This window comes from Devosia sp. MDV22-iso42, from assembly GCF_058629155.1.
On the sequence record NZ_JBZVWR010000006.1, the window covers coordinates 147,854 to 161,804 of the forward strand.

The window sequence follows — 13,951 nt, forward strand, 5'->3', positions numbered from 1 at the left end:
GCGGATTTTCACGAAAGAATCCTTGACGGGCGGGCGAGTCGGCTCTAAACAGCGCTTACCTAAGCGGTCGGTCGTGATTGTCACACCGGGTACCTGCCATCTTGTGCGGGCATCCAGGACACTCAAACACACTGTCGGGTAACTAGACGAAGCAAATCCTTGTGCGCATGACTGCCCTTTTCGGGGTGGTCCGCTGCAATTAAGGCGCCGCCGTTCCCCAGTCTGGGGTCGGATGAGCGCCGTTTTGGTTTGCTTGGGCTAGACCGCAATGAATTTTGGACGATGGAAAGAGCGAAATGCCCACCATTAATCAGCTGATCCGCAAGCCACGCGCCAGCAAGCCAAAGCGGAACAAGGTTCCGGCGATGGAAGCAAACCCGCAGAAGCGCGGCGTTTGTTCACGTGTCTATACGACCACTCCAAAGAAGCCAAACTCGGCTCTGCGCAAGGTTGCCAAGGTTCGCCTGACCAATTCGCGCGAAGTGATCTCGTACATTCCAGGTGAAGGCCACAACCTTCAGGAGCACTCGGTGGTCCTGATCCGTGGTGGCCGCGTTCGCGACCTTCCCGGCGTTCGCTATCACGTGCTCCGCGGCGTCCTCGACACGCAGAGCGTCAAGGACCGCAAGCAGCGCCGGTCCAAGTATGGCGCGAAGCGTCCGAAGTAAGGAGATAGATCTATGTCCCGTCGCCACCGCGCAGAAAAGCGTGACGTTATTCCGGACGCAAAGTTCGGCGATCTCGTCCTTACCAAGTTCATGAATTCGCTCATGAAGGACGGCAAGAAGTCGGCCGCCGAAAGCATCGTTTACGGTGCCTTCGACATTGTCGAAGCCAAGGTCAAGCAGAACCCCGTCGAGGTGTTCCACACGGCCCTGGAAAACATCCGTCCATCGGTTGAAGTGCGTTCGCGCCGCGTTGGCGGTGCTACGTACCAGGTCCCCGTTGAAGTCCGTGCTGACCGTCAGCAGGCCTTGGCCATTCGTTGGCTGATCGACTCCGCTCGCAAGCGCGGCGAGAACACCATGCGTGAACGCCTGTCGGGCGAGCTCATGGATGCTCTCAATGGTCGTGGTCAGGCCGTCAAGAAGCGCGAAGATACGCACCGTATGGCTGACGCCAACCGTGCTTTCTCGCACTACCGCTGGTAGTAGGAGCGCCCCATGGCACGCGAATATCCAATCAATCTGTATCGTAACTTCGGCATCATGGCCCACATTGATGCTGGCAAGACGACCACGACCGAACGCATCCTGTACTATACCGGCAAGTCCCATAAGATCGGCGAAGTCCATGACGGCGCCGCCACCATGGACTGGATGGAGCAGGAGCAGGAGCGTGGCATCACGATCACCTCGGCTGCCACCACCACGTTCTGGAAGGACCGTACCGGTACCCAGCATCGCTTCAACATCATCGACACCCCCGGCCACGTCGACTTCACCATTGAAGTCGAACGTTCGCTGCGCGTGCTCGACGGTGCCGTTGCACTGCTGGACGCCAATGCCGGCGTCGAGCCCCAGACCGAGACGGTCTGGCGCCAGGCCGACAAGTACAGCGTTCCGCGCCTCGTCTTCGTCAACAAGATGGACAAGATCGGCGCCGATTTCTATCGCTGCGTCGAGATGATCGGCACGCGCCTCGGCGCCAAGGCCGTTCCTGTCCAGCTGCCGATTGGCGCTGAGAATGATTTCAAGGGCGTCGTCGATCTGATCGAGATGAATGCCCTGGTCTGGCGCAACGAAGAGCTGGGTGCCCAGTGGGACGTTGTCGAGATCCCCGACGACCTCAAGGAAGCTGCCACGAAGTATCGTGAGCAGATGATCGAGGCCGCCGTCGAGATCGACGACGATGCCATGGAAGCCTTCCTCAACGGCGAAGTCCCGAACAACGAGACCATCCGTCGCCTGCTGCGTCGCGGCACGATCGATGCCAAGTTCTTCCTGATCTTTGCGGGCTCGGCCTTCAAGAACAAGGGCGTTCAGCCGCTGCTGGACGGCGTTATCGATTACCTGCCGTCGCCAATGGACGTGCCGGCTATCCAGGGCATCGATGCCAAGACCGAACTGCCGATCGAGCGTCATGCTGACGACAGCGAGCCGCTGTCGATGCTGGCTTTCAAGATCGCCAACGACCCGCACATGGGTTCGCTGACGTTCTGCCGCATCTATTCGGGTCACGTCGAGCAGGGCGCGATGCTGGAAAACACGGTCAAGGAAAAGCGCGAACGCGTTGGCCGCATGTTCCAGATGCACGCCAATAGCCGTGAGCAGATCACTGAAGCTTTCGCTGGCGACATCGTCGCTATCGTGGGCCTCAAGGACACCACGACTGGCGACACGCTCTGTGCGCAGAATGCCCAGGTCATCCTGGAACGCATGATCTTCCCAGAGCCCGTGATCGACATCTCGGTGGAACCCAAGTCTAAGGCCGACCAGGAAAAGATGGGCCTCGCGCTCAATCGTCTGGCTGCTGAAGATCCAAGCTTCCGCGTCAAGACCGACGAAGAATCCGGCCAGACCATCATTTCTGGTATGGGCGAGCTTCACCTCGACATTCTCGTTGACCGTATGCGTCGCGAGTTCAAGGTCGAGGCCAATATCGGTCAGCCGCAGGTTGCCTATCGCGAGACCATCACGCGCGCCGCCGATGTGGACTATACCCACAAGAAGCAGTCGGGTGGTTCGGGCCAGTTTGCCCGCGTCAAGCTCTCGATCGAGCCAGGCGAAGTCGGCAAGGGCCTCGAATTCGTGAACGCCGTCGTCGGCGGTTCGGTGCCACGGGAATATATCCCGGGCGTCGAAAAGGGCGTGAAGTCGGTTATGGGTTCCGGCCCATTGATCGGGTTCCCCATCGTTGACGTCAAGGTGACGTTGACCGAAGGCGCCTACCATGACGTCGACTCCTCGGTTCTCGCCTTTGAAATCGCTGGTCGTGCTGGCTTCAACGAAGCCATCCGCAAGGCGTCGCCAAAGATCCTCGAGCCGATCATGAAGGTTGAAGTTGTCACGCCAGACGATTACATGGGCGACGTTATCGGCGACCTCAATTCACGACGTGGTCAGATCCAGGGCACTGAAAGCCGTGGTGTTCTCCAGGTTGTGGATGCCTTCGTACCGCTCGCGAACATGTTTGGTTATGTGAACTCGCTGCGCTCCATGAGCCAGGGTCGTGCACAGTACTCGATGACGTTCGACCACTACGAGCAGGTGCCGCAGGCCGTCGCCGACGAAGTCCAGGCCAAATACGCCTAAACAATAAACTGAAACTCAAGGTTGGCCGCTGGGCTAACGAATACGGAGAGAAGCGATGGGCAAGGAAAAGTTTTCCCGCAATAAGCCTCACTGCAACATCGGCACCATTGGTCACGTTGACCATGGCAAGACTTCGCTGACAGCTGCGATCACCAAGGTCCTGGCTGAAACCGGCGGCGCTGTGTTCAAGAACTACGCGGACATCGATGCTGCGCCTGAAGAGAAGGCACGCGGGATCACCATCAACACTGCTCACGTTGAGTATGAGACGGCCAACCGTCACTACGCTCACGTCGACTGCCCAGGCCACGCCGACTATGTGAAGAACATGATCACCGGCGCTGCCCAGATGGATGGCGCGATCCTGGTCGTGTCGGCTGCCGACGGCCCGATGCCCCAGACCCGTGAGCACATCCTGCTTGCCCGTCAGGTTGGCGTTCCTGCCCTGGTGGTGTTCCTGAACAAGTGCGATATGGTCGACGATCCCGAGCTGCTCGAGCTCGTCGAGCTCGAAGTGCGCGAGCTGCTGTCGTCCTATGAGTATCCCGGCGACGACATCCCCGTCGTCAAGGGTTCGGCTCTTGCCGCTCTCGAAGACAGCGATCGCAAGCTTGGCCACGACGCCATTCTCGAACTGATGGCTGCCGTGGATAGCTATATCCCACAGCCAGAGCGTCCGATTGACCAGCCGTTCCTGCTCCCGATCGAAGACGTGTTCTCGATCTCGGGCCGTGGCACCGTGGTTACCGGCCGTGTCGAGCGTGGCATCGTCAAGGTTGGCGAAGAAGTCGAAATCGTCGGCATCAAGGCAACCCAGAAGACCACCGTTACCGGTGTCGAAATGTTCCGCAAGCTGCTCGATTCGGGCCAGGCTGGCGACAACGTTGGCGCCCTGATCCGTGGTATCGATCGTACTCAGGTTGAGCGCGGTCAGGTTCTGTGCAAGCCCGGCTCCGTGACCCCCCACACCGACTTCGTTGCTGAGGCCTATATCCTCACCAAGGAAGAAGGCGGTCGTCACACCCCGTTCTTCGGCAACTACCGTCCCCAGTTCTACTTCCGTACCACGGACGTGACGGGCATCGTGACCCTGCCAGAAGGCACGGAAATGGTCATGCCAGGTGACAACATCAACATGAACGTTCAGCTGATCGTTCCGATCGCCATGGAAGAAAAGCTTCGCTTTGCTATCCGTGAAGGTGGCCGCACCGTCGGCGCCGGCGTGGTCGCGAAGATCCTGAAGTAAGCCTCATTGAGACATTCGCGGCGCGCGATTAATGCGCGCCGCGATCCATTTTCGTCAGGATTTACAAGATGAACGGTCAGAATATTCGCATTCGCCTCAAGGCGTTTGACCATCGCGTTCTCGACGCATCGACGCGTGAGATCGTCTCGACGGCCAAGCGGACAGGCGCGCAGGTTCGCGGTCCCATTCCGCTGCCGACGCGAATCGACAAGTTTACCGTGAACCGCTCGCCCCACATCGACAAGAAGTCGCGTGAGCAGTTCGAGATTCGGACTCACAAGCGTCTTCTGGACATTGTGGACCCGACGCCTCAGACGGTTGATGCGCTGATGAAGCTCGATCTCGCCGCCGGCGTTGACGTCGAAATCAAGCTCTAAAGTAAGAAGTTTCCGCGCCTACCAAATAACAGGGTCCTCTGAAACCATGACCCGGTATGGCGCCAAGAGAGAAGGTAATAACCGATGCGTTCTGGATTGATCGCACAGAAGCTGGGCATGACCCGCATTTTCGCTGAGGACGGCTCGCACGTTCCAGTGACCGTGCTGAGTCTGCAGAACTGCCAGGTGGTAGGCCAGCGGACGGCTGACAAGGACGGCTACGTCGCATTGCAGCTTGGCTCCGGCCAGGCCAAGGCGAAGAACACCAGCAAGGCCGAGCGCGGCATTTTTGCCGTCGCCAAGGTTGAGCCAAAGCGCCACGTCGCGGAATTTCGCGTCGACGAAGCCAACCTCATCGAGGTCGGCGCTACGTTGCAGGCAGACCATTTCGTCACGGGCCAGCTGGTGGACGTCACCGGTACCTCGATCGGTAAGGGTTTTGCCGGCGGCATGAAGCGCTGGAACTTCGGCGGCCTGCGTGCTTCGCATGGTGTGTCGGTTTCGCACCGTTCGATCGGTTCTACCGGTGGTCGTCAGGACCCGGGTAAGACCTTCAAGGGCAAGAAGATGCCGGGCCATATGGGCGATCGTCGCATCACCACGCAGAACGTCAAGGTCGTCAAGACCGATGTCGAGCGCGGTTTGATCATGATCCAGGGTTCGGTTCCAGGCTCCAAGGGTGCTTGGATCATGATCAAGGACGCGGTGAAGAAGCCAGCCCCTCAGGGCGCTGCTTTCCCGGGCTCGTTCAAGGCCGCCGCTGAAGTTGCGGGGGAAGGTAACTAAATGGAACTCAAGGTCACAACCCTCGACGGCAAGGCTGCTGGCAATATCCAGCTGGCTGACGACGTCTTCGGTCTGGAAGTCCGCCAGGACATCCTGCACCGCATGGTTCGCTACCAGCAGCTCAAGGCAATGTCCGGCACGCACGATGTGAAAAATCGTTCGGAAGGCGTTCGCACGGGCAAGAAGTTCGGCAAGCAGAAGGGTGGCGGCGGTGCCCGTCACGGCGATCGCAAGGCTCCCCAGTTCCGTGGTGGTGGTCGTGCATTCGGTCCGACCCCGCGCAGCCATGCCATTGATCTTCCCAAGAAGGTCCGGGCACTGGCGCTCAAGCATGCCCTGTCGTCCAAGATCAAGTCTGGCTCGCTCATCGTCGTCGATAGCGTGTCCCAGAAGGACAACAAGACGGCCGCGTTGCTCGCCACGTTCGGCAAGCTGGCCTGGACCAATGCGCTGATCATCGATGGTGCAGTTGTCGACCAGAATTTCGTTCTGGCCGCCCGCAACATCCCGCATATCGACGTGCTGCCAGTGCAGGGGATCAACGTTGTGTCGATCCTCAAGCGCGACAAGCTCGTCCTGACCAAGGCAGCGCTGGAAGCGCTGGAAGCGAGGTTCGCATGAACAAGCTCAGCGCTTACGACATCGTCCGGAACCCGGTCGTGACTGAAAAGTCGACCATGGCCTCCGAACATAACCAGGTCGTTTTCGACGTGGCGATTGATGCCAACAAGACCGATATCAAGGCTGCCGTCGAGCAGCTGTTCTCGGTCAAGGTCAAGGCAGTGAACACCCTGGTCCGCAAGGGCAAGGTGAAGCGCTTCCGTGGCAAGGTTGGCACGCGCAACGACGTCAAGAAGGCGATCGTTACCCTCGTCGACGGCCAGTCGATCGACATTTCGACCGGCCTCTAAGGGAAGAGACAGAAAAATGGCTCTTAAGACTTACAATCCTACGTCCCCCGGCCGCCGTCAGCTCGTGACGACCGACCGTTCGGAACTCTGGAAGGGCAAGCCGGTCAAGACTTTGACCGAAGGCCTCTCCAAGTCCGGTGGCCGTAACAATCGCGGTCGCATCACTGCCTTCCATCGTGGTGGCGGTCATAAGCGCACCTATCGCATGATCGATTTCAAGCGTGTCAAGTTCGACATGGTTGGTACGATCGAGCGCTTGGAATACGATCCCAACCGTACGGCTTGGATCGCTCTGGTGAAGTACGAAGACGGCGAACTCGCCTATATCGTTGCACCACAGCGTCTGGGTGCTGGCGACAAGGTGATCTCGTCGGCCGGTACGGTTGACGTCAAGCCAGGCAATGCGATGCCGCTCGAGAACATGCCGGTCGGTACGATCGTGCACAATATCGAGCTCAAGCCCCGCAAGGGTGGCCAGGTTGCCCGTTCGGCTGGTGCTTATGCCCAGTATGTCGGTCGTGACCAGGGTTGGGCGATCCTTCGCCTCAAGTCTGGCGAACAGCGCCGCGTGCATGGCACCTGCCTTGCAACCGTCGGTTCTGTGTCGAACCAGGATCACTCGAACACTTCGCTCGGCAAGGCCGGTCGTTCGCGTTGGCTCGGCCGCAAGCCGGTCAACCGCGGCGTGACCATGAACCCTGTTGATCACCCGCATGGTGGTGGTGAAGGCCGTACTTCAGGTGGCCGTCATCCGGTTACGCCTTGGGGTAAGCCCACCAAGGGCAAGAAGACCCGCAGCAACAAGGCCACGGACAAGTTCATTGTTCGCAGCCGTCACGTGAAGAAGGGCAGGTAAGCCATGACCCGTTCAATCTGGAAGGGGCCGTTTGTCGACGGCTACATGCTCAAGAAGGCCGAGAAGGCCCTCGCGTCTGGTCGCAACGATGTGATCAAGATCTGGAGCCGCCGTTCGACCATCCTGCCACAGTTCGTCGGCGTCACGTTCGGCGTTCACAATGGCCAGAAGCACGTTCCGGTCAACGTCACCGAAGACATGATCGGCCACAAGTTCGGCGAGTTTGCACCGACCCGTACCTATTACGGTCACGCTGCCGACAAGAAGGCCAAGAGGAAGTAAGATGGGCAAGCCAAAAACTGAGCGCGCTCTCAAGGACAACGAGGCTAAGGCTGTTCTGCGCATGCTGCGCATCAGCCCTCAGAAGCTGAACCTCGTCGCGCAGTTGATCCGTGGCAAGAAGGTTGAGAAGGCTTTGGCCGATCTCGAATTCAGCCACAAGCGCATCTCCGGCCAGGTCAAGAAGGTGCTGGAAAGCGCCATCGCGAACGCCGAGAACAACCATGGTCTCGATACCGACGCTCTCGTCGTTGCCGAAGCCTTTGTTGGTAATTCGCTGGTCATGAAGCGCTTCACCGCTCGCGGTCGTGGCCGGTCTTCGCAGATCCAGAAGCCATTCGCGCATCTGACGATCGTCGTCCGGCAAGTTGAGGAGGCCGCATAATGGGCCAGAAGATCAATCCAATCGGCTTCCGCCTGGGCATCAATCGCACCTGGGACAGTCGCTGGTACGCCAACAAGAGCGACTATGGTAACCTGCTTCAGGAAGACCTGAAGATCCGGACCATGCTGCTGGAAGACCTCAAGGCCGCTGCGGTGTCCAAGATCGTCATCGAGCGTCCGCATCGCAAGTGCCGCGTCTCCATTCACACTGCCCGTCCGGGCATCGTGATTGGCAAGAAGGGCGCCGACATCGACAAGATCCGCGCCAAGGTGAAGAAGTTCACCGACAGCGAAGTGCACATCAACATCGTTGAAGTGCGCAAGCCGGAAACCGACGCGACGTTGGTTGCCCAGGGCATTGCCCAGCAGCTGGAACGCCGCGTGGCCTTCCGTCGTGCCATGAAGCGTGCCGTGCAGACCTCGATCCGCATGGGCGCCGGTGGCATCCGCGTGAACGTGGGCGGCCGTCTCGGTGGTGCCGACATTGCGCGTACCGAATGGTACCGCGAAGGTCGCGTTCCGCTGCACACGCTGCGTGCCGACATCGACTACGGTACGGCTGAAGCCAAGACCACCTATGGCATCATCGGTATCAAGGTCTGGGTCTTCAAGGGCGAAGTCCTTGAGCATGATCCGTCCGCGCACGAGCGTCGCGCTACCGAAGGCAATGACGGCGGTCAGCGTCAAGAACGCAGTGAACGTGGTCCCCGCCCTGATCGCGGTGACCGCGATCGCGAACGCGCATAAGAAGGTTAGTTCATTATGCTGCAACCTAAGAAGACAAAGTTCCGCAAGACCCACAAGGGTCGCATCCATGGCGTTGCCAAGGGCGGTACCGATCTGGCATTTGGCCAGTATGCCTTGAAGGCCACCGAACCTGAGCGCGTTACCGCTCGCCAGATCGAAGCGGCTCGCCGCGCGATCACCCGCGAGATGAAGCGCCAGGGCCGCGTCTGGATCCGGATTTTCCCGGACGTGCCGGTGACCAAGAAGCCGACCGAAGTTCGTATGGGTAAGGGCAAGGGTTCTGTTGAATTCTGGGCCGCCCGCGTCAAGCCCGGTCGTATTGTATTCGAGATCGACGGCGTCCCCGAGGACGTTGCCAAGGAAGCTCTGCGCCTCGGCGCGATGAAGCTCCCGATCATGACGCGGGTCGTTACCCGCATTGCTGATTAAGGACGATGAGCATGAAAGCCAGTGATGTGCGGAGCAAGACCGCAGACGAACTGAAAGACCAGCTCGTCGGCCTGAAGAAAGAACAGTTCAACCTGCGTTTCCAGCGTGCTACCCAGCAGCTGGAAAAGCCGACCGAGGTCAAGAAGGTCCGCCGCGATATCGCGCGGATCAAGACGATCCTGGCCGAAAAGAACGCAGCGAAGTAAGGAGCCGCGACCATGCCAAAGCGCGTATTGCAGGGGACAGTTGTCTCCGACGCCAATGATAAGACGGTCGTGGTGCGCGTCGAGCGCCGTTTCACGCACCCGGTTATGAAAAAGACCGTGCGTCGGTCCAAGAAGTATCAGGCCCATGACGAGGCCAATCTGGCCAAGATTGGCCAGATCGTCCAGATCGAGGAATGTGCGCCGATTTCCAAGAACAAGCGCTGGACGCTTGTTGTTGGTTCGGTTCAGCAGGAAGGCGTGACGCCATGATCCAGATGCAGTCCAATCTCGACGTCGCCGATAATTCCGGCGCCAAGCGAGTCATGTGCATCAAGGTGCTTGGCGGTTCGCACCGCAAGTATGCTTCCGTTGGCGACATCATCGTCGTCTCGGTCAAGGATGCCATTCCGCGCGGTCGTGTGAAGAAGGGCCAGGTCATGAAGGCCGTGGTCGTTCGCACCGCGTTCGACATTCGCCGTCCCGATGGCACCGTGATCCGTTTCGACAAGAACGCCGCGGTTCTGATCAACAATCAGAAAGAGCCGATCGGCACTCGTATCTTCGGGCCGGTTCCACGCGAGCTTCGCGCCAAGAACCACATGAAGATCATTTCGCTCGCACCCGAGGTGCTGTAATGGCTGCCAAGATCAAGAAGGGCGACAAGGTCGTCGTCCTGACTGGCAAGGACAAAGGCAAAACTGGCCAGGTCCTGTCGGTTATCCCGACCGAAACGAAGGCACTGGTCCAGGGTATCAACCTGGTCAAGCGCCACACCAAGCAGACCGCGTCGACCGATGCCGGCATCTTCACCAAGGAAGCGCCGATCCATCTGTCGAACCTCGCGATCGCCGACAAGGATGGCAAGCCCAGCCGCGTCGGTTTCCAGATCAAGGACGGCGTGAAGACGCGCGTCGCAAAATCGACCGGAGATTCGATCGATGGCTGAGACCGCTTATACGCCGCGCCTGCGGACCGAATATGACACCACGATCAAGGCCGCTCTGCTGGAGCAGTTCGGCTACAAGAACGTGATGCAATTGCCACGCCTGGACAAGATCGTTCTGAATATGGGTGTCGGCGAAGCCGTCAACGATACCAAGAAGGTCAAGTCGGCCGCTGCCGAGATGGAACGGATTTCTGGCCAGAAGCCGGTTATCACTTACGCTCGCAAGTCGATCGCCGGCTTCAAGGTCCGTGAAGAAATGCCGCTGGGCGTGAAGGTCACGCTGCGCAAGACTCGCATGTATGAGTTTCTTGATCGCCTGGTGAACATTGCACTGCCACGCGTACGTGACTTCCGCGGGCTGAACCCCAATTCGTTTGATGGCAACGGCAACTACGCCCTGGGCATCAAAGAGCACATCATCTTCCCCGAAATCAACTATGATCAGATCGATCAGGTTTGGGGTATGGACATCGTGGTTGCCACGACGGCCAAGACCGATGACGAAGCGCGTGCGCTGCTCAAGGCATTCAACTTCCCATTCCGCACGTAAGCGGATAGGGAAGGGAAAAAGGATCAGGATATGGCAAAGACCAGCTCCATCGAAAAGAACGACAAGCGTCGTGCCCTCGTCAAGCAGTATGCTGCAAAGCGTGCTGCCCTGAAGGCCGCGACCAAGGATCAGACGATCGCACCCGATCAGCGCTTTGCGGCCCAGCTCAAGCTGGCCGAACTGCCGCGCAATTCGGCCAAGGTCCGCATCCGCAACCGTTGTGAAGTCTCGGGTCGTCCCCGCGGCTTCTATCGCAAACTCAAGCTGAGCCGTATTGCTCTGCGTCAGCTTGGCAACCTGGGTCTGATCCCGGGCCTCGTCAAGTCGAGCTGGTAAGGAGAACCGAAGATGAGCTTTTCCGATCCAATCGGCGACATGCTGACCCGTATCCGCAACGCCCAGATGCGTCGCAAGAATTCCGTTTCGACACCGGCATCGACCCTTCGCGGTCGCGTGCTGGATGTGCTCCAGTCCGAGGGTTTTATCCGCGGCTATTCGGAGACCAAGTTCGAGAACGGTGCAGCCGAATACGAAATCGAGCTGAAGTACTCGGATAACGAGTCCGTTATCCGCACGATTGAACGCGTTTCGCGTCCTGGCCGTCGTGTCTATGCGTCGGTCAAGAATATTCCGCAGGTTGCCAATGGTCTTGGTGTCTCGATCCTCTCCACCCCCAAGGGTGTGATGGCCGACCACGAAGCCAAGGCTGCCAATGTTGGTGGCGAGGTACTCTGCCGCGTCTTCTAAGAGACGCGGTAAGACGATTACTCAAAGGTAGAAGTTAGAATGTCACGTACTGGCAAACAACCGGTTGCACCGGTAAGCGGCGTTACGGTTACGATCGATGGTCGTACCGTCAGCGTCAAGGGTCCGAAGGGCGAGATGAGCATTGTGCTCATGGATGTCGTGAATGCCGAGAACGGCGCCGATGGCGTCGTGGTTACTCCGGCCAACGACACGCGCTTTGCGCGCGCCGCCTGGGGCACTACCCGTGCACTGATCCAGAACATGGTCACCGGTGTTTCTGCCGGCTTTGAAAAGAAGCTGGCGATCCAGGGCGTGGGTTATCGCGCCGCACTGCAGGGCAAGGATGTCAAGCTGTCGCTTGGTTTCAGCCACGAAGTGATCTACGAAGCCCCCAAGGGAATCACGCTGGCTGTCCCGGTGCCGACGGAAATCGTCATCACCGGCATCGACAAGCAGGCTGTGGGCCAGGCGGCGGCTGAGATCCGCGCATGGCGCAAGCCAGAGCCCTACAAGGGCAAGGGCGTTCGCTATGCTGGCGAGTTCGTCTTCCGCAAAGAAGGCAAGAAGAAGTAAGGAGCGCCTGCAATGGCTATCAGTGCAAAAGGTGCGGACCGCCGCAAGGCTCGTGTCCGCAAGGCGCTCAAGGCTCGTGCCTTCGGTCGTCCCCGTCTCAGCGTTTTCCGCTCGGACAAGAATATCTACGCCCAGATCATCGACGATACGACAGGCCGCACGCTGGCTGCCGCATCGACGCTGGACAAGGACGTCAAGGCTTCGGTCAAGAACGGCGCCACCGCCGCTGCTGCTGCAACGATCGGCAAGTTGATCGCCGAGCGCGGTACCAAGGCCGGCATTGCCGACGTGATCTTTGATCGCGGCGCTTATATCTATCACGGCCGTGTGAAGGCCCTTGCAGACGCTGCCCGTGAGGGCGGCCTGCAGTTCTAGAACACGGCGAGGAAAGAGAATTATGAGAGACGTTCAAGAACGCGACAGCGAATTCGTCGATCGCCTGGTCCACATCAACCGTGTGGCTAAAGTGGTCAAGGGCGGCCGTCGTTTCGGCTTCGCAGCGCTCGTGGTGGTCGGTGACCAGAAGGGCCGCGTTGGCTTTGGTCACGGCAAGGCCCGCGAAGTGCCGGAAGCCATCCGCAAGGCAACCGAAGCTGCAAAGCGTACCATGATCCGCGTGCCGCTGCGCGATGCGCGTACACTGCACCACGACGTGCAGGGTCGCCACGGCGCTGGCAAGGTCATTCTGCGTGCAGCCGAGCCCGGTACCGGCATCATTGCCGGTGGTCCGATGCGCGCTGTGTTCGAAACGCTTGGCATTAACGACATCGTTGCCAAGTCGCAGGGCACTGCCAATCCGTACAACATGGTGCGGGCTACCTTTGATGCGCTCAAGCGCGTCGACAGCCCACGCTCGGTTGCTTCCCGCCGTGGCCTCAAGGTTTCGGAACTGCAGGCTCGCCGCGGCGAGACCGCGGTCGAAGCTTGATAGGAGAATATCATGGCTGAGAAGAAGACCCTTATCGTCAAGCAGATCGGCTCCCCGATCCGTCGTGACAAAGTGCAGCGTGCGACCCTGATCGGTCTCGGGCTCAACAAGATGAACAAGCAGCGCGAGCTGCTCGACACGCCTGAAGTGCGCGGCATGATCAACAAGCTGCCGCACCTCGTCCGCGTCGTCGGCGAGTAGAGAGAAGGTCTGACTGATGACCCAACTGAACGAACTGCGCGATAATCCCGGTGCCAACAAGCCCCGGATGCGCATTGGTCGCGGTATCGGCTCCGGCAAGGGCAAGACCGGCGGTCGTGGCGGCAAGGGCCAGACGGCACGTTCCGGCGTGGCGATCAACGGCTTTGAAGGCGGCCAGATGCCCCTTCACATGCGTATGCCAAAGCGCGGCTTCAACTCTTTCAATCCCAAGGATTGGAATGAGGTCCGCATTGACCGCGTGCAGGCCTATATCGACTCCGGCAAGCTCGACATCACTGCCGTGATCGACGCTGATGCGCTGATCGCTGCCCGCGTGATCCGTCGCGTCAAGGATGGCGTCCGGCTCATCGGTTCGGCCGGCCTGACCTCCAAGAAGGTTACCTTCAAGGTGAACTACGCGACCAAGGGTGCTCTGGCTGCTGTTGAAGCTGCTGGCGGCAAGGTCGACGTGATTCCGGCTAAGGCGCCCTGGAAGAAGACTCCTCGCGCTGTGTAATGCACTTTGCTGGG

The 13,951-nt window shown here is 59.3% G+C and carries 25 protein-coding genes; all 25 read left to right on the forward strand.

Features of this window, described 5'->3' with window-relative positions; all coding sequences use genetic code 11:
• Window positions 1-296: 296 nt before the first annotated feature.
• The 25 genes from rpsL (at window position 297) to rplO (ending at window position 13,937) form a co-directional block, all read left to right on the forward strand.
• Window positions 297-668: a 30S ribosomal protein S12 gene (gene rpsL / locus AC4NN3_RS02360; protein ID WP_046136734.1), complete on the forward strand. Its 372-nt coding sequence runs from the start codon at window positions 297-299 to the stop codon at window positions 666-668.
• A gap of 12 nt (window positions 669-680) precedes the next feature.
• Complete coding sequence (gene rpsG, locus AC4NN3_RS02365) at window positions 681-1,151, forward strand: 30S ribosomal protein S7 (protein WP_193335627.1); 471 nt, start codon at window positions 681-683, stop codon at window positions 1,149-1,151.
• A gap of 12 nt (window positions 1,152-1,163) precedes the next feature.
• Window positions 1,164-3,254, forward strand: a complete 2,091-nt coding sequence (gene fusA / locus AC4NN3_RS02370; protein WP_491925541.1) for an elongation factor G — start codon at window positions 1,164-1,166, stop codon at window positions 3,252-3,254.
• A 55-nt stretch (window positions 3,255-3,309) separates the two neighbouring features.
• Complete coding sequence (gene tuf / locus AC4NN3_RS02375) at window positions 3,310-4,500, forward strand: elongation factor Tu (RefSeq protein ID WP_491925542.1); 1,191 nt, start codon at window positions 3,310-3,312, stop codon at window positions 4,498-4,500.
• 68 nt (window positions 4,501-4,568) lie between these two features.
• Window positions 4,569-4,877: a 30S ribosomal protein S10 gene (gene rpsJ / locus AC4NN3_RS02380; RefSeq protein WP_056232628.1), complete on the forward strand. Its 309-nt coding sequence runs from the start codon at window positions 4,569-4,571 to the stop codon at window positions 4,875-4,877.
• A gap of 84 nt (window positions 4,878-4,961) precedes the next feature.
• Window positions 4,962-5,663 (forward strand): 50S ribosomal protein L3, encoded by a 702-nt coding sequence (rplC, locus tag AC4NN3_RS02385; protein ID WP_193335630.1) that lies wholly within the window; start codon window positions 4,962-4,964, stop codon window positions 5,661-5,663.
• Entirely contained in the window at window positions 5,664-6,284 is a 621-nt protein-coding gene (rplD, locus tag AC4NN3_RS02390; RefSeq protein WP_491925543.1) for a 50S ribosomal protein L4, read from the forward strand.
• Window positions 6,281-6,574, forward strand: coding sequence for a 50S ribosomal protein L23 (locus tag AC4NN3_RS02395; RefSeq protein ID WP_193335632.1), 294 nt, complete (start codon window positions 6,281-6,283; stop codon window positions 6,572-6,574). Before rplD ends, AC4NN3_RS02395 begins: the two co-directional genes overlap by 4 nt.
• Before the next feature lie 16 nt (window positions 6,575-6,590).
• Window positions 6,591-7,430: a 50S ribosomal protein L2 gene (gene rplB / locus AC4NN3_RS02400; RefSeq protein ID WP_193335633.1), complete on the forward strand. Its 840-nt coding sequence runs from the start codon at window positions 6,591-6,593 to the stop codon at window positions 7,428-7,430.
• 3 nt (window positions 7,431-7,433) lie between these two features.
• Complete coding sequence (rpsS, locus tag AC4NN3_RS02405) at window positions 7,434-7,712, forward strand: 30S ribosomal protein S19 (protein WP_193335634.1); 279 nt, start codon at window positions 7,434-7,436, stop codon at window positions 7,710-7,712.
• A gap of 1 nt (window position 7,713) precedes the next feature.
• Entirely contained in the window at window positions 7,714-8,094 is a 381-nt protein-coding gene (gene rplV, locus AC4NN3_RS02410) for a 50S ribosomal protein L22 (protein ID WP_193335635.1), read from the forward strand.
• Window positions 8,094-8,840: a 30S ribosomal protein S3 gene (rpsC, locus tag AC4NN3_RS02415; protein ID WP_193335636.1), complete on the forward strand. Its 747-nt coding sequence runs from the start codon at window positions 8,094-8,096 to the stop codon at window positions 8,838-8,840. The genes rplV and rpsC overlap by 1 nt, the downstream gene beginning before the upstream one ends.
• 15 nt (window positions 8,841-8,855) lie before the next feature.
• Entirely contained in the window at window positions 8,856-9,269 is a 414-nt protein-coding gene (gene rplP / locus AC4NN3_RS02420; RefSeq protein ID WP_193335637.1) for a 50S ribosomal protein L16, read from the forward strand.
• Between the two features lie 11 nt (window positions 9,270-9,280).
• Window positions 9,281-9,475, forward strand: coding sequence for a 50S ribosomal protein L29 (gene rpmC, locus AC4NN3_RS02425; protein ID WP_108459098.1), 195 nt, complete (start codon window positions 9,281-9,283; stop codon window positions 9,473-9,475).
• Window positions 9,476-9,487: 12 nt separating this feature from the next.
• A complete protein-coding gene (rpsQ, locus tag AC4NN3_RS02430; protein WP_193335638.1) occupies window positions 9,488-9,745 on the forward strand; it encodes a 30S ribosomal protein S17 in 258 nt (85 codons plus the stop codon).
• The gene (gene rplN, locus AC4NN3_RS02435) at window positions 9,742-10,110 is read left to right on the forward strand and encodes a 50S ribosomal protein L14 (RefSeq protein ID WP_046138380.1); all 369 of its coding nucleotides are present in this window, start codon (window positions 9,742-9,744) and stop codon (window positions 10,108-10,110) included. Before rpsQ ends, rplN begins: the two co-directional genes overlap by 4 nt.
• A complete protein-coding gene (gene rplX / locus AC4NN3_RS02440) occupies window positions 10,110-10,421 on the forward strand; it encodes a 50S ribosomal protein L24 (RefSeq protein WP_193335639.1) in 312 nt (103 codons plus the stop codon). The genes rplN and rplX overlap by 1 nt, the downstream gene beginning before the upstream one ends.
• On the forward strand, window positions 10,414-10,971 hold the full coding sequence (rplE, locus tag AC4NN3_RS02445) for a 50S ribosomal protein L5 (RefSeq protein ID WP_193335640.1): 558 nt from the start codon (window positions 10,414-10,416) through the stop codon (window positions 10,969-10,971). Before rplX ends, rplE begins: the two co-directional genes overlap by 8 nt.
• A gap of 30 nt (window positions 10,972-11,001) precedes the next feature.
• Window positions 11,002-11,307, forward strand: coding sequence for a 30S ribosomal protein S14 (gene rpsN / locus AC4NN3_RS02450; protein ID WP_193335641.1), 306 nt, complete (start codon window positions 11,002-11,004; stop codon window positions 11,305-11,307).
• 12 nt (window positions 11,308-11,319) lie between these two features.
• On the forward strand, window positions 11,320-11,718 hold the full coding sequence (rpsH, locus tag AC4NN3_RS02455) for a 30S ribosomal protein S8 (RefSeq protein ID WP_193335642.1): 399 nt from the start codon (window positions 11,320-11,322) through the stop codon (window positions 11,716-11,718).
• Window positions 11,719-11,757: 39 nt separating this feature from the next.
• Entirely contained in the window at window positions 11,758-12,291 is a 534-nt protein-coding gene (gene rplF, locus AC4NN3_RS02460) for a 50S ribosomal protein L6 (RefSeq protein ID WP_491925544.1), read from the forward strand.
• A gap of 12 nt (window positions 12,292-12,303) precedes the next feature.
• On the forward strand, window positions 12,304-12,666 hold the full coding sequence (rplR, locus tag AC4NN3_RS02465; RefSeq protein WP_193335644.1) for a 50S ribosomal protein L18: 363 nt from the start codon (window positions 12,304-12,306) through the stop codon (window positions 12,664-12,666).
• Between the two features lie 22 nt (window positions 12,667-12,688).
• Window positions 12,689-13,219, forward strand: coding sequence for a 30S ribosomal protein S5 (rpsE, locus tag AC4NN3_RS02470; protein ID WP_193335645.1), 531 nt, complete (start codon window positions 12,689-12,691; stop codon window positions 13,217-13,219).
• Between the two features lie 12 nt (window positions 13,220-13,231).
• A complete protein-coding gene (gene rpmD / locus AC4NN3_RS02475; protein ID WP_193335646.1) occupies window positions 13,232-13,420 on the forward strand; it encodes a 50S ribosomal protein L30 in 189 nt (62 codons plus the stop codon).
• 16 nt (window positions 13,421-13,436) lie between these two features.
• Complete coding sequence (gene rplO, locus AC4NN3_RS02480; protein WP_491925545.1) at window positions 13,437-13,937, forward strand: 50S ribosomal protein L15; 501 nt, start codon at window positions 13,437-13,439, stop codon at window positions 13,935-13,937.
• Window positions 13,938-13,951: the final 14 nt, after the last annotated feature.